The sequence below is a fragment of the Streptomyces sp. AM8-1-1 genome, assembly GCF_032229325.1.
Lineage (GTDB): Bacteria > Actinomycetota > Actinomycetes > Streptomycetales > Streptomycetaceae > Streptomyces > Streptomyces achmelvichensis.
Window position 1 is genome coordinate 8,456,224 of the sequence record NZ_CP135086.1, and the last position, 17,490, is coordinate 8,473,713.

At 70.9% G+C, this 17,490-nt stretch carries 16 protein-coding genes; 3 read left to right on the forward strand and 13 right to left on the reverse strand.

The window, feature by feature from the left end:
* Positions 1 to 550 precede the first annotated feature (550 nt).
* On the reverse strand, positions 551 to 1,348 hold the full coding sequence (locus RPQ07_RS37645; RefSeq protein WP_313941876.1) for a hypothetical protein: 798 nt from the start codon (positions 1,346 to 1,348) through the stop codon (positions 551 to 553).
* A 313-nt stretch (positions 1,349 to 1,661) separates the two neighbouring features.
* On the opposite strand from RPQ07_RS37645, the gene RPQ07_RS37650 reads away from it, so the two are divergent.
* Positions 1,662 to 2,186, forward strand: coding sequence for a hypothetical protein (locus RPQ07_RS37650; protein WP_313941875.1), 525 nt, complete (start codon positions 1,662 to 1,664; stop codon positions 2,184 to 2,186).
* A gap of 102 nt (positions 2,187 to 2,288) precedes the next feature.
* Here the strand turns inward: RPQ07_RS37650 and RPQ07_RS37655 are convergent, their stop codons facing one another.
* From RPQ07_RS37655 to RPQ07_RS37710, 12 genes are all read right to left on the reverse strand, one after another.
* On the reverse strand, positions 2,289 to 2,561 hold the full coding sequence (locus RPQ07_RS37655) for a hypothetical protein (RefSeq protein WP_313941874.1): 273 nt from the start codon (positions 2,559 to 2,561) through the stop codon (positions 2,289 to 2,291).
* 400 nt (positions 2,562 to 2,961) lie between these two features.
* Positions 2,962 to 3,498 carry a hypothetical protein gene (locus RPQ07_RS37660; RefSeq protein ID WP_313941873.1) on the reverse strand — a complete coding sequence of 179 codons (537 nt, stop codon included), beginning with the start codon at positions 3,496 to 3,498 and terminating at the stop codon, positions 2,962 to 2,964.
* A 337-nt stretch (positions 3,499 to 3,835) separates the two neighbouring features.
* Positions 3,836 to 3,964, reverse strand: a complete 129-nt coding sequence (locus RPQ07_RS37665; protein ID WP_313941872.1) for a hypothetical protein — start codon at positions 3,962 to 3,964, stop codon at positions 3,836 to 3,838.
* A gap of 462 nt (positions 3,965 to 4,426) precedes the next feature.
* Positions 4,427 to 5,257 (reverse strand): hypothetical protein, encoded by an 831-nt coding sequence (locus RPQ07_RS37670; protein ID WP_313941871.1) that lies wholly within the window; start codon positions 5,255 to 5,257, stop codon positions 4,427 to 4,429.
* A complete protein-coding gene (locus tag RPQ07_RS37675) occupies positions 5,254 to 6,222 on the reverse strand; it encodes a PIN domain-containing protein (RefSeq protein ID WP_313941870.1) in 969 nt (322 codons plus the stop codon). The genes RPQ07_RS37670 and RPQ07_RS37675 overlap by 4 nt, the downstream gene beginning before the upstream one ends.
* Positions 6,223 to 6,495: 273 nt before the next feature.
* Positions 6,496 to 7,638 (reverse strand): hypothetical protein, encoded by a 1,143-nt coding sequence (locus RPQ07_RS37680; protein WP_313941869.1) that lies wholly within the window; start codon positions 7,636 to 7,638, stop codon positions 6,496 to 6,498.
* Positions 7,639 to 7,773: 135 nt separating this feature from the next.
* Positions 7,774 to 9,438 (reverse strand): hypothetical protein, encoded by a 1,665-nt coding sequence (locus tag RPQ07_RS37685; RefSeq protein ID WP_313941868.1) that lies wholly within the window; start codon positions 9,436 to 9,438, stop codon positions 7,774 to 7,776.
* Between the two features lie 237 nt (positions 9,439 to 9,675).
* Positions 9,676 to 12,195, reverse strand: a complete 2,520-nt coding sequence (locus tag RPQ07_RS37690; protein ID WP_313941867.1) for a DEAD/DEAH box helicase family protein — start codon at positions 12,193 to 12,195, stop codon at positions 9,676 to 9,678.
* A gap of 14 nt (positions 12,196 to 12,209) precedes the next feature.
* Complete coding sequence (locus tag RPQ07_RS37695) at positions 12,210 to 12,335, reverse strand: hypothetical protein (protein ID WP_313941866.1); 126 nt, start codon at positions 12,333 to 12,335, stop codon at positions 12,210 to 12,212.
* Between the two features lie 116 nt (positions 12,336 to 12,451).
* Positions 12,452 to 12,937: a hypothetical protein gene (locus RPQ07_RS37700; RefSeq protein ID WP_313941865.1), complete on the reverse strand. Its 486-nt coding sequence runs from the start codon at positions 12,935 to 12,937 to the stop codon at positions 12,452 to 12,454.
* The gene (locus RPQ07_RS37705) at positions 12,934 to 15,060 is read right to left on the reverse strand and encodes a hypothetical protein (RefSeq protein WP_313941864.1); all 2,127 of its coding nucleotides are present in this window, start codon (positions 15,058 to 15,060) and stop codon (positions 12,934 to 12,936) included. Before RPQ07_RS37705 ends, RPQ07_RS37700 begins: the two co-directional genes overlap by 4 nt.
* A 518-nt stretch (positions 15,061 to 15,578) precedes the next feature.
* Complete coding sequence (locus tag RPQ07_RS37710) at positions 15,579 to 15,812, reverse strand: hypothetical protein (RefSeq protein WP_313941863.1); 234 nt, start codon at positions 15,810 to 15,812, stop codon at positions 15,579 to 15,581.
* A gap of 55 nt (positions 15,813 to 15,867) precedes the next feature.
* Between RPQ07_RS37710 and RPQ07_RS37715 the strand changes: the two genes are divergently transcribed.
* Together RPQ07_RS37715 and RPQ07_RS37720 are read left to right on the forward strand one after the other, a co-directional pair.
* Positions 15,868 to 16,407: a hypothetical protein gene (locus RPQ07_RS37715; RefSeq protein ID WP_313941862.1), complete on the forward strand. Its 540-nt coding sequence runs from the start codon at positions 15,868 to 15,870 to the stop codon at positions 16,405 to 16,407.
* Positions 16,408 to 16,812: 405 nt separating this feature from the next.
* Positions 16,813 to 16,980, forward strand: coding sequence for a hypothetical protein (locus tag RPQ07_RS37720; protein ID WP_313941861.1), 168 nt, complete (start codon positions 16,813 to 16,815; stop codon positions 16,978 to 16,980).
* Positions 16,981 to 17,490 lie beyond the last annotated feature (510 nt).

Sequence of the window (17,490 nt, forward strand, 5' to 3'; positions counted from 1 at the left end):
ACCGGATGAGGACGCGCGGCTCCTGTGCCGTTGGTGCGCCGATGAGCCGGTCCGGCCCGGCCGGCCGCTGGCGGTGCCCGGCGGCGGCAGCATCGGCCGGACACAGGGCACGCCGCCGGGCGGTTCAGTCTCTCTCATGAGCCAACTCGGCCCGGCGGGGGTGTCCAGCTTCAGGGACACCGGTCCGGCCAAAGCCCTCTCTGACGGGATGCGCCTGTCAGACGGCTCACGCTGCCACCCGGCCTGGTCGAACAGCTTCTGGACATGGGCGCGCGGAAGAAGTCGGCCAGCTGTCCGGCTTCAGCGTGAGCGCTGCACCGTGGCCGTGGGCTTGGCGCCCGGCCCGGCGCCTTCGACGTCCGTCTGCAGGTAGGTGCGGCGATGCGAGTGAGGTCGTCGCCTACGGTCTCGGGGGACGAGTCCGCGCGGCAGCACGGTCTTCCAGCGGTTGTGCACAGCCCGGTCGACGAAGCCGTCGGGGTCGGCGTCCTCGCCGAGTTCGGACTCCCAGCGGCGCCAGGCCCGCGGTGGACGGCCTATAGGCGGTCGCTCAGAGCGTGAGCACCGGCCGCGTGGAGAAGTTGTCGTACAGGTCCTCCCCGTCCGGTCCGTACACGAACTCGGCCATCCCGGGGTTACGGTTGGCGGTCGCCAGGGGGAGCCAGGCCAGCAGATGGCCGTAGCCGCCGCACACCGACTCGCCCCCGTCGCCGCCGTGGACCGCGGTGACATCGCTGGTCAGCTCGGTGCGGTAGGTGTCGTAGGCGATGTGCAGGCCGAAGGCGTTCAGCTCGTTGTGCGGGCCGGTGTCGTCGCCGTAGGGGATGCGGTCGAGGGGACAGTCGTCGCCCCACCGGAACAGGGTGTCCGACCCGGCGCCGCAAGCGTGTTCCCACTCGTCGGAGCTCGGCATCCGCAGACCACGGGCAAGGAGGGCAGCAGCCATGTCGGCCGGAGGTTCGGTCAGGTTCTCGTCCTCCACGGCCATGAGGAGGGTGTCCAGGTGAACGCTGCGGCGAGCGCTGAGGATCCGCTCGAGGTGGGTCCGCAGATCGGACCCGTAACCGTAGCCCTGCTGCAGGCTCTCCGCGTAGTCAGCTGCCTGCTGCGCGGTCGGCTTCCAGGTGGCGGCGTCGAAGCCCAGGGACACCCGGCCTCCGGGTATCAGGGCGAACTCCTGCCCGTCCCGCTCGACCCGGACGCGGTGCAGCGGGGCACCGAGGTGTTCCGTGGCCTCGACCAGTGACACCCGGCCGCCCACGTGGTCAGCGGCATTCTGGGCGATCCGCTGGGCGGTGACCTGGTCGAAGGTCCGCCACAGGTCGAGAGTGAGATCAGCGAGCGACATGGCCGGCAGTGTGGCACGCGGCACTGACACAGCACCGATGTCCGCCACGCCGACACCTGCCTGGTGTTCACCGATTTTCTGCCGCCCCGCCGGGAAATCGGCCGTGACGTGGGGAGGACGTTCGTCGTTGTCCGGGCGGTGCCGCCCCTTTCCTGCCGCGCTGTGACGGTGCCCGGCCGAGTGCCGCGTCAGCCCACGACTGACCCGGACTGGTAGGTCCCAGACGCGCCGCGTCACTCACAGCGCCCCGCCGTGCGGCCCCGGCCGCCCGACAGGCGCCGGATCGTGGGGTCGGCCGGAAGACGGCACCGCCATGACCTCACCCCACCCGCGAAGGCGCCCCCAGCGGCGCAGCGAGATCGCCCGTGGCCCGCAGCAAACCGCGGGCCTGCAGGAAGTCCGCGACGCCCTGCCGCCCGCGCCCGGTTCCTGCGCCGTGGCGCCCGCTCCGCTCCCGGCCGATGAGGGCGTACCGCCCGAGTTGCTGGCGCTGGTCACCTACCACTGCCGTCACATCAACGCCTACCTCGCCCGCGCCCAGCACCTGAAGACCCTGCACGGCGACAGCATGAAGCAATGGCAGCGCCTGGTCCTGTACGCCCTGACCGACGCCCTCGCCCACAACCACCTCCTGGTCGGCACCCTCGCCGCCTACCTCCAGCGCCAGGATCTCGACGCCGACCTGCTGCGCCGCTACCTGCAATCCCCCGACCCTGACCGCTACATCACCCGTGAGGCCGTCGAGCACCTCGACGGTCTCACCGGCGCCGTGCCCGAGGAAGCGGCCGAGCCGGTCTGGACCGGCATCGGCCGGCGGATTGCTCGCGACGGCGGCTGACGACCGCGCCAGCTCGATGCTGAGCGCGATGTTCTCTGCGGGCTCGAGGAATGCGTTGCGAGCGCCGGGCCCGGGCCGTGGTAGGCGCGGCGCGGGCCGGACTCACTCAAGCCGAGAAGGACCGCGCTGTCGTCCGGCGGCGCGGTCGGCCGACGCGGCGGGCAGGGCACGGAGCCCGACGTCGTACGCCATCGCGCCGAGGGCGAGGACCACGAGCGGCCCCACGAGGGGGGAGCCTGCCGGGACGGTGCCGTGGACCAGGGCTGCGCCGACGCTGCCGGTGCCGAGTACCGCGGTGCAGGCCGGAATGTTGGGCAGGGCGATCCGCAGCACCACTTCCCGGCGGCGGGCCGGGACGGGGTTGAGGGTGCTCATCGTCCGCTCACCATGCTTGTCTCGGCCTCCAGAGAGCGGCCGGTGATGCGCGCAGCGAGCTTCTTCACCTTTCGGCGGACCTGCTCGCCCTGACGCTTTGGCTCCGCAGCCCCAGCAGCTATGGCCGCTTCAGCCCAGGTGGTGACCCCGGGGGTGGCGAGGGCGAGAGTCACCGCTCGCTCGGCCGGGGAGAGGGCCTCCAGGATCTCGGTCAGGCGCGGGTCATCGAAGCCGGCTTCGACTCCGGTGTCGGCGGCGGTCTTTGCGGGGACCAGGTCGTACAGGGTCAGCCCGCTGCCGAGCGGGGTGTCGAGCAGCCGTAGCCGCGCCTGGCCGGTCTTGCGGCGCCAGACCGGGGTGAGCTGCCGGTTGATGGCCTTGGCCTCTGACTTCAGCTTCTTCAGGGCGTCAGGGGTGAGGTGACCTTGGTCGTAGAGAGGATCCGCCCAGTTGCCGAGCAGGCGGTGGAGACCGGCTCATTCCATCCGCTCCACATCCCCAGCACCTCCGACCTGAAGGAGCGGATCGTGGATCCGTCGCCGGCGAGGGCGGCCTCGCGGGCGCTCAGCGCCTGGATCACGTCGGGGACCGGGATGTTCAGAGACCGGAACCCGGACTCGATGGTCTGGTTGGCCGGGTGGCCGGCCTTGAGCACTGCCATGCCGGTGGTGGTGGTGATCATCATGGGAGGGGCGACACGGTCGAACGGCTCCGGCAGTCCGAACGTGCCATCCACGTCGAGAGCGACGCTTCCGTCCTCCCGGAGGGTCACGGTATCGCCGGCGTTCCCGCTCCAGTGGGCCGGGAACAAGGCCGTGACCGCCGCGCCGGTATCCGTGTCCCAGTTGAACTGGCTGATCCGCTCCGCCAAGTCGGTGTGAACAGAGCCGTCATCCTCGACCATGGTGTAACTGGGCGTCGGGTCCTCGGTGGCCATGGGTGCCTCCTTGTCGGGGAAAATCCTTCTCCTCTCGGTCCCGGCACGGACCCGATCCGACAACGCATCCCTCGAATCTTCCTGTGATCCGCATCACGGAAACCCGAGGCTTCAGAGCTCGTCGGAGCTGGCCGGCAGCCCTTCGAGGCGTAAGAACCGACCGGTGCCATCCGGAGCGTCGACGGGGCCACAGCAGCGCGCCTGGCCGGACCATCTACTACGAGATCTTGTCGGCGCCGTGCTCGTCCATCAGCCGGTCGGTTCAACATCTGACGGACACGAACATCGCCTGGATCGGCCCCAACGCTCCGCCCTCGCGGCCGAGGCGGACGGCCTTCTATTCTTCGTACGGCTCGTGGGCGGGCACCTGTCCGTCGCTGCGCCGCTGCCGGTCGCTGGTGAGCGCGACGATCCGGTGGACGGGCACGGAGATGGCCGGGTGGCCGCCCGCGGGGGAGAACCCCACCCGGCCGGCTCGGGCTCGTAGGAGGTCACCGTGCCGTACAGCCGGTGCAGCACGCATCCCGCACTCGACGTCCAGGCACAGCATCCAGTCCTTGAGCCAGTGGATGGGCAGGTTCTCTATCTCAGCGGCTGCAGGGCCGGGGTGAGCATCGTCAGGGGGACATCACGGGGGGTGGGTTCGCGGAGCCGATCGCCCGGGGGGTGATGGAGGCGGTGCTGGGGAGTTGAGGGTCCCCGCGCTGGGGGACCACTCCGTGGGGGTGGTCAGCCATGAGGGCGGACCACTCCATGAGACAGGGGGTGTGGCCACCCGGCGCAACCGTCACCAGCACGAACAGGACACCGGCCACCAGCCCTCCGGTACCGGCAAGACCGGCGCGCAGCGTCGCGCAGAACCGCTTGAAGTGAACGAAGCCAATCCACCGTGCCCAGTACCGGCCACACGCCCCGGCACAGTGTGCCGTCAGCCGGATGTCTCCCAGGTGGTGGTGAACAACGCGCATTCGAGCAGGTCGGGGGCTGCACCGGACGGCCAGTTGTCGCCTGCGGCCAGCTGGTCGGCGGCGGCGTGCATGAAGGAGAGGTAGACCTGGTAGCGGTGGGGCGTCCAGTTGCTGTCCGACCACATCCAGGCGGCGATCGAGCCGTCCACATCGTGGCTGCTCTCGCGGCCGACCGCGGCGGCCATCCACCTCAGGCGTCTGGACAGCACGCGGTCGAGGATGAGTGGCCGCGGGCCGTGGGCGGGCGCCAGCGCGATGCCGGTGAAGTAGAGGAACTTGGTGAAGAAGGCCGGCCCGAGCCCGGGAACTTGCCGGTGGAGTGCGGCGTACGCCTGTGGTGCACCGTGCTCGCGCAGCGCGGTGACCGCGGTGGCCAGCGCCGTGTCGAGGCCGTCGAAGGCCAGGATCTTGTGCAGGGTGGCCGGGCCGCTGCCGCCGGGAGTGCCGCGCTTGCCCTTGCCCCACACATACGTCGCGACCAGTGCCTCCTGGAACGCCTCCCGCCGTAGCGCGTCGGCGACGGCCGAGGCCACCTCCGCCCGGCTGACCGCAGCGTCACCACCTGCGGAGGTGGGCGCCAGCGCCTCCGGCCACGGAGTGATCTGCGCCCACCGGCCGGGCGTGTAGCGGACGGTGTGCGCGCTGGGTGTCCCGTCCGCGTAAGCAGCCGCATTCGTCTCCCACCAGCGGCCCAGCGCCCGTACAACGGCGTCGGGCAGCAGGTGTGCGGCCATCTCGCGGTCCACCGCGTCCGCACGCTCCTGGCGACCCTGCCCGTCCTGTGCGTTCACGAGCCGTTCCCTGCCTGACGTGCCGCCCAGTTGGGGGAGGGTGCGCCGGATTCCTTCGGCTCGGGCTGCTCCGGTAGGCCCCCGCCCGGCACGAGCTCGGCGGCTGCCTGTTCCAGTGCCTGCCGGTGAAGTTCGCCGCCCTCGATCAGGTACGTGTCGGGCAGGGGCCGTGCCGGCAGCCCCCATGTGGCGGCGCGTGTCCGCACGCCGATGTCGCGGCTGACGACGATCACTTCCACGGGAGCGACGGCCTGGTGCAGACGCAGTGCCGAGGCCACCAACTCGTCGTCCGGCACGGAAAGGCGGGAGTGCCCAGGCTCATCGGCCGCGATGAGCAGGAGTGTGCCGTCGTCCGCGGTCCCTCCCTCGGGCCCCGCTTCCAGGATCGACTCCAGCAGCCGGAACACGCCGCGCGCCCGCCTGGAGATCTTCTTGTCCCCCGTCTGGTAGCTCTTGGTGTCGATCTCGTCGACCACGACGTGCGGCACCACGACCGCCGTGCCCTTCCCGAACACCTTCTGCCAGGGGACCTTGTCGAACCGCATGAAGTGCAGCGTGGTGTTCGTGTCCAGCACCGCGTACCGGACGGCACCGGCGCGCCCGTACCGCTCCTGCATGGCACGCACCCGGTTGGCCAGGGTTCTGAAGTAGTCCCGGAGCTCGGCGATTTCCACGTACATCATCAGCCGGGCCTCGTCCAGCGGTGCGGTGAGGATCGCCCGGTAGCGGCCAGCACGCAACTGGCCGGCGATCTCTCGGTCGCTGAACCGCCGGTTGATCTCCTCGGCAGCCTGCCATGTCCACTCGTCGTACCGCTTGCGCACGGCTTGCATCTCGGCCTTGGCGTCCGCGCCCGTCTTCATCATGTGCGGGATGCGGTTGGAGACGTCGTTGAGGGTTCCGGCCACGAGATCGTTATCCAGGAAATCGATCGCCTCGGCGCAGGTCGTTCCGGCTCTCAACATGCCCTTGTTCCTCCCCCTCGGGGCCCGGCGGTCCCCGTCTGGCACATCCTGTCAGCGCTGACGCCCGGTGCGAGTTCCGTCTCCTGCACCCGACCCGGCCAGGCCCCTGACCGGTGCGGCGTAGACGACGTCCCGCTGGTGTCCGATGAGGACCTGCTCGTCAGCCCTGTCGGGCACGGGCTCGCTGTCGCGGACGAGCTGCCCGTCGACCTCGCGGTCTGGGGTGCGCAACGGCTGACCGACACACCGGAGTTCGCGCCCCGGGACCTCCGGCTAAAGTGTCGGCTTCTCGTGTCGCGCCAGGAGGTCGGTGAAGAAGACATCCAGGAGCTGTTTCCCGCCCGGCGCGGTGAGTTCCCAGCCGCCGAAGCGGTAGATCTCGTATCCGGCCAGCCGCAGCCGGCGGTCCTCGGCGACCATCTCCGCGTACAGCCGCGGCACGGCGGTATGGGTGACCCGGCCCTTCTCGTCGGGCGGGTTCGCGATCCCGTAGTGCTGCACGCCGTCGACCTCGATCACGATGCGGGAACGGTCCGGGGCCAGGAGCAGGAAGTCCATCCGCTGCCGGTACAGCGCCCCGGACTGCTTGCCGCTCCTGCGGCTGTAGGGGTCGTAGTGGAGGTAGACCTGCGGGATCAGCGCGGGCAGGTCGAAGCCGCCGGCCTCGGCGTAACGGGCGCAGTAGGTGATCATGAGCAGCTGTTCGGGCGGGGAGTCCAGCGACCGGTACAGGCGCCGGTACAGCGCGTCGGCGGCGCTCTTCTCGTCGGCGTCCGGCTGGTGCTTCTTCCTCCACCAGGCCACCATCTGCCGCCAGGTCAGCCCGTGCGGCGGCAGGGGGTCGGTGAAGACCAGGCAGTTGTCGGAGTTGCGGACGATCTCGACGTCGTTGTTCACCGCGTCGCGCAGCACGATCTGTGGCTTCGCCCCGTCGGCGGCGAAGATGAGGTTCTTGAAGCTGCCTGAGGGCCCCTTGGTGAACCGGCGTTCGTACTCCAGCTCCTGGAGGTCCTCCAGCGCGTCGCGGGTGGGGCCCATGAGCTGCTCGATGCAGTCCCGCCGGGCCTTCCAGCTGCCGCTCATGTTGTTGTCGCGCCAGTAGGTGCCGAACCCGCGCGGCCCGTCGAACGAACGGAACGGCCAGGACGGCGGCTCGAGGGCGAGGCGTTCCAGAACGGCGCGGTGGGCCTTGATGACGATCGGCACGCTCTCGTCGTCCAGATGCCTGCCCTTGCCGTCGGTGCCGTGGGAGACGAAGTCGTGGTGCAGCAGCCGGGTCAGCGCGATGGCCACGTCCAGGTCGGTGTGACCGGCTGGCGGGCCGAACCGCAGGGACTCGACCAGTTCGGTGTCGAGCACCCAGGGCTGTGCCCATCCGTCGCCGCTGCTGAAGAACGCCGTCAGCTCCACGCCCACCCCCGCTGGTGATCCTCCAGGACATCGTCGGCCGTCAGCGACGCGGCCACCAGAGGGCGCGCGACCCTCGCGCCGTCGCGACCACGTCTAGGCCGTCTCCGTGTACCCGCACCTGCCACCGTCTCGGCGCCGCCGTCACACCTCGGCGCTACTGGGGCGTTCGGGCCCGAGGTAGCGCACGGCCGGGAAACGCTCGGCGATGCGCATCACCACGGTTGCGTGCCCGCGCGCGGCGAGGTCGCGCCGGGCCTCTTTCATGTTCAGGATCTTGTCCATGGTGTAGATCTCGGTGCAGGGACCGAGGTCGATCTGGTGCTCGCCGAGGGTGAAGAGCATCCCCTCGTAGCTGGCGGTGACGCGGAACATCCCCGCGCGGATGTCCCCCAGTTGAGTGAGGGCTTCGGCGCTGTCGACGCCCACGGACACGGTGCCGCCCCGCAGCACGATCTCTTTCCCGTCGAGCAGGGAGAGAATGTCCTTGACCTCGCGCGCATCGCGCTTGGTGAAGTCGTCGGGGACGGGGAAGAAACGCCCGGTCCTGCTCTGCAGCCGCGTCAGGTCGTCGAAGGCATCGGCCCACAGCTGGGCTTCTCCCGGCTCCCAGCCCTGAGGCGTCATGGTCGTGCTGATCGGTGCCCGCACCCGGCCGGCTGGCTCCCCGGCGAAGGCGAGTTCCATGAAGCGACCGGGCGTGGCCTGGCTGAGCAGCCGGAGCACCGGGACCATCGTCTGCGGCATCGCCGCCTCGGGCGGCTGGAAGGAAAACTTCAGCTGAGCGGAGAGATCGCGTTGGTCGTAGCGCAGCCGCACTCGCATCAACCCCGTCATGTCACTGCCGAGGAGGGTCCCGCCGTCCATGCCGCTCACCCGGTGCGTGAAGGACACGGGCAGAGAGGCGAGCGGAACGCCCGAGGACAGCTGGACGACGACCTGGCCTCGCAGTGGCGGCGTCACCTCCTGCCGGGGCGAGGTGATGCGCACACCGCCCACCGTGATCCGCTCCAGCCCCAGCCCGGCGGGGCCCGACAGGGCGGCTTCGGCGAGATTGTCCGCGCTCAGCTCCACCTCGCCGCCGAAGCGCATGGTCTCCTCGAACCGCAGCCTTCGGCGGGCCTCCTGCGGGTCCCCGCCGGCGAAGCGGACCCGGCCGGTGAACCGGATGGTGCCCTGCCCGTCCGGGGCCGGCCCCTGCGGCGTCAGGTGCACGACCGTCCGCCCGTCGGCGTCCATGGAGGTGTGCACCGCGTGGTGGGGGGAGATCTCCTGGACCCGCGTATGCAGCGCGCTGGCCCGCTCGGCGTAGTCGCTGATCCCGCCGGCCAACGTGTCACGCTCGGCGCGCGCCTCGGCGATGCGCTCCAGGATGTAGTCGGCGGACTCCTGCAGCGCATACCGGACCAGATCGGGATGGGCCGCGAACTTCTCGTCCAGCCAGCTGCGCCCCCGCCACCGCCGCACGAAAGGGAACTCATCGCGCAGGCCGTCGAACCACCGCAGCTCGGCGGGGTTCGCATCGATCGGCACGAGGAGATCCCAGTGGTCCGGCTGGTGACGGGCCGCCGACACCAGCGACCGCTCCACCTGCCTGCGCCGTCCCGCGGTCATCCGGCCGGTGAACGACTTCGCCTCATACAGGACCAGTTCATCGTCGTCGGTGTGCTCGAACAGGTCCCGGCCGCCGTCCCCGCCTGTCCCGTCGACCGCCTGTGCCCGCTCTTGCAGGCGCATCACCAGCAGTGTCACCAAGGACTCCGACAGCCTGGGGTTCTCGGCCAGCTTCTCCCACGGAACTCGCACCACACGCCCACCCTACGAACCCCCTCTGACATCCCGACCCGCTCCGTACGCCGAACTCCTCGCCCCGCCCCCGGCCCCGGCGGGCAGGGCGAACGGTGCCAAGGGCTGCCGACCGGCCGCCGTCGCCCGCCGTAGGGGCCGGCCCGGGGACGCCCGCCTGTGCCTGCCGACCGGTACGAGCCCGCCGGTATACGCGGCGGCCCGTACCGGCCCAGGACCCCTCTGACTTCCGGGTGTTGATCAGGCGCGCAGGGGTTCGGAGTAGGTGGTGAAGAGCCGGTCACCGGTGAGCTTGTGGTGCGTGAGCTGTTCGCGGACGGCCTGTTCGTCCGCCCAGCGTTCCGGGCTGCTCGCGAGCGCGGCCACGTAGGCCGTCACGGCCTCCTTCAGCTTCTCGAACATGGCGGGGGTGACGACGCGCATGCCCGGCACCGCGGTGGCCTTGCCGTCGCGGACCCGGCTGGGATGCAGCATGACCGCCACGGCCTCCACTTCGGCGTTGTGCTCGTTGAGCCAGCGGACGCTGCCGCCGAGCTGGTCCATGTCCTTCTTCGCGATGGTGTCGGTGATGCAGCCGGTCTTCAGCTCGACGACGGCCTGCCGCGCCGCCGAGAGCGCCCACAGGTTGTCCGGGCCCGTGCCGTACAGCTTCTCCGGACGCGTGCTGGCGAACCCGAGATGCAGCCCGAGTTGCTGCCAGGCCCGTTCGGCGTCGTCGGAGCGCTCCTCCTCGCCCCACACCACGTCCTCGAACAGCGCCTGCACGCCGAGCCTGAGGCTGACGCCGTCGCGGTACCGGGCGGCCAGGAACTCGGCGGCGGCGCGCGACTGCACCGCGGCTGCCTTGAGCTGGACGGGGGCGCCGCCGTTGACGGGTCGCAGGACGAACGGGTTGTCGTCCAGTGCCCCGGCCAGGGCCCGCTCGGCGGCCGCGTGATCGGTCAGGTGCAGGTAGGCGGCCTTCTGCTCCCGCAGCCAGCCCCGCAGCGCCGTGTCGCCGTTGCCGAGGTCGTTCACCGCCTTCTGCACCCGCTCGGCCGCGGCCGGGGTACGGCCGGTGGCCGCGAGGTCGAACGCCTCGCGCAGCGCGACGGCCTCGTCCCGCACCGTCCCGTGCTCGGCGTAGCGCACCTCCGCCAGCGCCCGCCGGCTGCGTTCGCGCCACTGCGGCACCCGCCCCAGGCAGGCCCGCAGCGCCTGCCTCACCGCGTCCAGTCCCTCGCCCTTGATCTGGCCGGCGATGTCCCGGCTCAGCTTCAGCTGCGCCTGGGTCGCCGGGGAGAACAGAGCCAGGTGGCGGGCGTCGTGGATCGCCGTGGCGAGTTTCGCCCCCAGTAGCAGGACGGCGCAGTAGTCCTCGCCGTCGCGCACGCCGCGGCCCATGCCCTGCTCGATCCGCTGGACCTCGCGGGCCAGACGGACCGTGCTGTCGGCCAGCGCGACAGCCTCGCGCCGCTCCACCCCGTCCAGGGGCCGCGGGATCTGGTCGAGGATCAGCAGACGGCAGGCGTCGGCCGGGAGGTTGACGCCGTCGTACTTGTTGACCAGTACCACTAGGCCCACATGGCCGGCCTGGAGTTCCTTCACGCCCGCCTCGAGGTCCCCGACCCGCCAGATGTGGTGGGCGTAGGGCCGCCAGTTCGCGGCGGCCCGGTCGCTGGGCACCAGAACGACCACGTTGACTGGCTCGGTCTCGGCGACACCGTCGCCGTCCTGGTCCCCGTCGGCGAACTGGCGGGCCAGCACGCGGACGGCCTCGTCGTCCAGGTTCGGGTTGAGCGCCACCGGGGCCAGGATCATCCGCTCACCGAGGTCGGCGGCGCTGCCCGGGGTGACGGGCTTCGCGACGAGGGCTGGGTCGGCACCGAAGTCGGTGACCAGGGCGCTGTCGTCGGCGAGCGTCGCGGTCAGGTAGACCCGGCGGCGGGCGCGCACGAACGACGGGATGCGGTCGATCGGCGGGCACGAGGGCCTGATTTCGATCGCCGACGACGTCGCCGTCGCGGTGCACAGGTGCAGCACCTCCGCGAGCAGCGGCCATACGAACTCGAAGACCCGCTCCGTGCGGTGCGGGCGCAGGATCTTCAGCACCTCCTCGCGCTTGTCGGCCCACGCCCAGAACGGGATCGGCGCCAACGCGGTGGGGTCCTTGTCCTCCAGCGCCGACCAGGCGTTCGCCGACTGGTGGCGCAGGTCCTGCGCGAACAGCTGCAGCAGCTTGTCGTACGCCTCGTGCCCGGCGGGCACCCGAAGCCGGAACTGGTCCTCGGTCCGCGCCAGCGCGGCGTGCGCGTCGTCGACGACGACGATGCCCAGATCGAGCGGCTCCTTGCCGTCCCCGACGACACCGAAGGCCGACCTGCCGTTGAGCAGCTTCTGGTAGTTCGTCACCAGCACGGCCTGCGCCGTGAGGAATGCCGGCTCGTACGGATCGTCCGTGGTGGCGATGTTGAGCTTGTCGGCCTCCTCGCGGACCTGCTTGACGAGGTAGTTGTCCGGGGTCAGGTAGACGGCCTTGCCGATGCCCTCGTTCAGGGTGCTCTGCGCGATCAGCAGGCCGACGGCCGTCTTGCCCCCGCCGGTGTTCTGCTTGATCACCACATCGCGTTCACGTCGCCGCTCGAACCACTTGTCCAGCACCTCGCCCTGCTCATGCCGCAGATACGGCCACGGCCGGCTGGACAGCCCCGCGTAGATATCCCGGGGCCGCAGCAGCGCCTCGCTGTCCCCCGTACCGATCCGATCCCAATCCAGCGCCACTGCGCCGTCCTCCCTCACCTGTCCCGGCGGCCCAGCGCCGCACGCACTTCCTCGTTCTTCAGGGCCGTCGCCCGCCCGGCGACGGCCTCGCGCCACACCGACGTCTCCGCCTCGGCGCGGCCCTGCTGCGGCTCTGGCACCCACGCCCGCCGGCGGGGTGCTTCCCGGCCCGCCTGAGAAGCGGCGGGCCGGGAAGCACCCGTTCGCGGACCGTGCCTGGCCCGTCAAGCCGGCACCGCAGGACAGCGGCTGTCTCCTACCGAACCTGGGCGGGCAAGGAGACCAGCGTCGCGGGCGTCTGCGTGAGATCCACCCGCGGGTGGGCCGAGCCGTCCGCCGGGTTCAGCAGCCGGGCCGTCCACCCCTCGGCGACGCGGACCGCCTCCAGGGGAGTCCCCTCCGACAGCGGGAGCACGGTCAGCAGGCACCAGGACGTCCGCCGGGACACCCCGACCGTGCGATGGGCGTAGTGCTCGGCCAGCCGGTCGCCGACCGCGCACGGGCCCTGGCGGCACACGCTACCCACGTACCGGCACCCACCGCGGTTGTCCCACGCGACGTACACCGCGCAGCTCGCCGCCACCCGGCGGCGCACCACGTCCGGGCTGGCCCGGCACACCACCACCGGCGAGCCCGCGCGGCCCTCTGCGGTCGCGGGGACGTCGAGCACCGGGCCCATCAGCCGCAGGACCGGCCGCAGCGCCTGAACGATCGCCGTCGGAAGCGTCGGAGCCGTGCTCACTCGGAGTCCTCATCGTCCTCGTCGACCACGAAGATCGAGGGATCGGCTGGCCCGAACTGCATGAGGATCTCTTCGAGATTGCCCAGCTGCACCCGCAGCGCCTTGACGGCCTCGAAGGTGCCGAAGACCTGGTTGCCGCGCTTCTGGCTCATACGGGCCAGGGCCCGTCCGGCCTTGGCCGCACCCTTGATGCCCTGGTCGAGGAGCCGACGCTGGCGCGCGTCCTCGGCCTCCGGTTCCGCCGACGTGCCGTCCGTCTTGGCCTTGGCCTCCGCGCGGTTCTTGGCGATGGTGGCCAGGGCGTGGGCCGGGTCGGCGGCGTGGACGAGGTCCCACTCGTAGTCGAGGATCTCCTGCTCGCCGGACTTGTCCAGCATGGGCTTGCCGTCGTGGACCACCACGCCCTCGACCTCGCGCTCCTGGGTGTGGAACAGCTTCGGCAGCACGGCCGGGTCGGCGGCGACGTGGGCGACGGCGATTGAGTGCAGCATCCGCAGCCCGCCAGAGGTCTTCGACAGCAGCGCCAGGAGCTTGACCGGCGTCGCCCGGAAGGGCGCCTTGTAGCTGTCGCGGTCGGTGCCCTCCTTCGAGCCGCGGTCCCGTGTGATGTACCCGTCGAGGATCGCGGCGGTCCCGCCGAGCACGGTCAGCTCCGCGACAGCGTCCTCCTTGCCGGCCAGGGCACGCTCGAGGATGTCGTCGAGCACCCCGAAGGCGTCGTCGCCCTTGGTCAGTTCCCACGGCTGCTTCCACACCCGGTCGGTGATCGTGCCGCCGTTGCCGAAGGCCCGCAGCGGCTGCTCGATGCCCTCCTTGCTGCGGTAGGCCGACAGCGCCATGGGCGCCAGCCGCTCGCTGATCGGCTGCCGGTACGCCTTGACCATCCCGAATTCCTGCTTGATCAGCCGGTTCATGGCGTCCGCGTGCGGTCCGGCGAGCACCGCGTGCTGGTGGACGGCAGCCGACCACAGCCGGTGCGCCGGCACCCCGAGCAGCTCGTGCATGGCCTGCGTACCCACCGTGCCCGACAGCACCCGGTGCACGTCCGGGGTGATCAGGCCCTCGCGCAGGGCGTGCCGGTAGACCCGCTGCATGCCCTGCGTGTTCTGGGCCCCCGGCGTCCAGGCGGTGACGCGGACGTGCAGGGTGGCCAGCAGGTCGTCCCGCGCCGCCACCAGGTCGGCCAGCGGCCCACCCCCGTCCGCCTGCGCGCCGACCACGACGGTGGCGGGGAAGGCCAGCGTGTGGCCCTCGCGTCGGGTCGCCTCGGTCAGCGTGGGCGCCGCCAGGTTCTTACGGGTCCGCTTCGTCAGCTCGCCCACCCGCCGCCGCGTGGCCGCCTGCTCCGCGCGGCTGCGCCCCCCGGACCGCTCGGCGGAACCGATGACGGAGGCGGTGCAGGCCGAGATCGCCTTCTCGATGTCGCCGTCGGTGCGCGCCAGCCACATGCTCACCATCCGGCTGTTGCCGTCGCCCGCGACCAGGAAGGTGTCCTCGGTGCCATCGTCGTACACGACGCGCATCACGAACAGCGTCAGCGGCTCCTTCACGCCCTGCTGGAGCACGCTCTCGGTGTAGACGTTCTCGCCCTTCTGGGCCTTGTACGTCTTCCGCATGCTCTCGCCAACCGCCTTGGCCAGCGCCTGGCGGTCCCGCATGCGCACCGTGAAGACCGCGAGCGGCTTGCCGGTCTTCGGATCGGTCACGGTCTCGTACGTCGGCACCACCGACGTGGACGGCGCCACGTCCATGGCCGTGCGCAGCTGGTCCGCCCACCGCTGGTTGATGAAGTCCGGCAGGACGTCGAGGTCGAGGTAGCGGTAGTGCGGCGGGGTCGCGTACAGCATCCCGCCGACGACCGGCTTGGCCGTCAGCAGGCTGATCGGCTCACGGGCCACGAGGGCCTGCAGCCGCTCCGGGTCCACCGCACCCGAGGTGATGGCGTTCGCCGCGGCCTCGTCCAGCGCGGCCTCGGGGTTCTCGAGCAGCTCCCTACGGGTGCTGCGGAGCTTGGTCACCGGCAGCGGGTCCGCGACCGGCTCGGGGCGGCGCAGCAGGGGCGGCAGGCCCTCGTCGGGCTCCTGCCCATCGAGGCCGTCGAGTTCGTCGAACGAAGAAGTCACGATCTTGCTCTCCTGGGCATCGCGCGCAGCAGGAAATACCCGCGGCAGGGCGTGAGCCACTGCCTCCACTGCGCGCCGTCCACAGGGGGCGGCGAGCGCCGTCACGCTCCACCAGCGGCTCATGTCTCCGCGATGTCCCGTGCCGACCAGCGTTCCACGGTCCTAGGCGAGCTGCTGGTCAGTCGGATCCCCAGGGGACCGAACTCCCGTCGACGACGGGTGCCAGCCGCTCTTCATGCCTCAGTTCGAACCCTGCGGCATGCAGTTCCATGTAGCCAGAGCGGTGCGCAGCCGACGACAACGAACTCCGCCGGCTCCACCCAAGACTACGCCCATCTCCACCTAAAACAGACTGACTTCAAGATGACGGCTCTCAACCAGGCAAATAACTTGGTCAGTTCGGTACAGCCAAGCCCAACACCAGTTCTGATCTACGCCACTTGCAGGGGCCAGTCATCCGACAGAACAGGCCCAACGCGCTCTCGGCGAGCGTCCTGGTGCACGCCACCGCCTGACTCTCACCCGGCCGCGGTCTGTTCGCGCAGGGTGCGTACCCACGTCTCGCCGAAGCCGGCGGCGCCTGTGTCGTCGCCGGGGATCCGGAAGACGTACGGGTCGGCTGCGAGCTGCTCCATCAGCGCCTCGTACAGATTGTCGAAGGGCGGCTCCATGCAGACCGCCAGGGACTCGGCGAACTGGCCGGGGAGGGGCTGACGGTGATGAGGTGGTCCAGGAAGGGGAACATGCCCCATTCGTCGTCCGCTGCCGCAGCGCGGCCTGCGCCGGTGTGTCCGGCATGAGCAGCCCGTGCATCACATACAGCCCGTAGAACCCGCGCAGACCGGCCAGCACCGTCCGCGCCCGCACGAGGTCTTCGTCACTGGCCCGCTTCACCGGACCCACCACGTCCGCATGCTGCTCCAGCAGCCCCCAGCCCAGGGGCGGTACCTCGCCGCGCTCGGCCGCCCCCAGCATCTGCGCCCAGTCCTCGACCGTCAGGCCGTACATGCCGAACGCGGCGAACGCCTCGGCCAGCGCCTCCGCCCCCACCTCTTCCACTCCCAGACCGATCGCCGCGACCACATGCACCATGCTCCTGGAGTCCGGCCCCTCGGCCTCCACCGGCACGTCCTCGCCGGCTTCGAGCGCCGCGCGCACCAGGGCGGGGTTCGCCGCCCCGCGGCGCGGCGCCACGAGCCGCTCGGCGGCCGCATACAGCACGTCCTGCCCTTCCTCACCCGCCCCGGCCGCGCTGCGAGCGAACTCCACCAGCCGGTGCGACACCGACCTCTCCAGCACCCAGACGAGAGCCTGGCGCACGGCGCCGATGGGGGCTCCGGCACCTGAACCGCCCCCGGCCGCACGCCCATGCCGGCCTCGGCGAACCACTCCAGCACCGCCAGCCGACGATGCCGCCCCTGCCGAAGATGCCGCGCCAGCGCCGCGGCGCTCTCCACCACCACCGGATCGACCGCGTCCACCACCGACCCCTGCCCTCGCCCGAGCCCGCGGCGCCGGTGACGCGGCAACAACCCCGCCCGCCGCCAGCTCTCCAACTGGCTGGCCGTCACCACCACCTCCCGCGCGGCAAGTTCGCGAATCACCCACAGATCAGCCGGACTCGGCGCTCCTCGTGCCATGCCCACCATTACAACCCCGAGAAGCGCAATTTTCTGCAGACCTGCGGCTCTGGCTCACTGGTCCCAGCACCACAGCCCGCGCTGCCGCGCCCCGCCCGAACGGACACCCGCCATGCCGAAGAAGAACCGCACCCCCTCCACCACCCCGCACCAGGACCACGTGACGCCCGACCCCGTCTCATGGCGGCGCCTCGTCTCCGTAGCGCTCCTCACCGGAGCCGTCCGCCACATCGGGGCACTCCTGGCCGGCCTCGTAGTGACGTGGTGGCAGCACGACTGACACCCGCCCGAGCACGAAGAGGAACTCAATGTCTGTGCAGCCAACCGCAACTGGCATCACCTCACCCCCCGGGCACACCCCGCCTCCGCCACCTCCAGCCCAAGGAGGCACACACCCCGAAACCGGATCCACCAAAAATTCTGCAACGAAGGAAACGGCTAGCCAAGCACCCCGGCCACGCTGCCTCGTAGCCAGCCGCCCGCGAATGCGGGCCGGGTTCGGGAGCGCAGCGGACGGACCCTCAGGCTCCTTCCAGGAGCGCAGCGACGAAGGAGCCGCCGGCTCGGAGCGTCAGCGGAGAGCCGGAGGGCACCAGCCAATCTCCGGATATAGCGAAAGTTCTGACGGAGGGAAACAAGGCTCGGAGCGCAGCGCAGAGCCCAGACTCCTCGCACCGCGAGGAGTCTCACTTCGGTCCCCGCGCGCAGCGCGGGGTTTCACTTCAACTTCCGTGCGCAGCGCGGAAGTTCCTTCAGAGCCTGCGCAGCAGGCTCTTACCCGCTCCGCGGG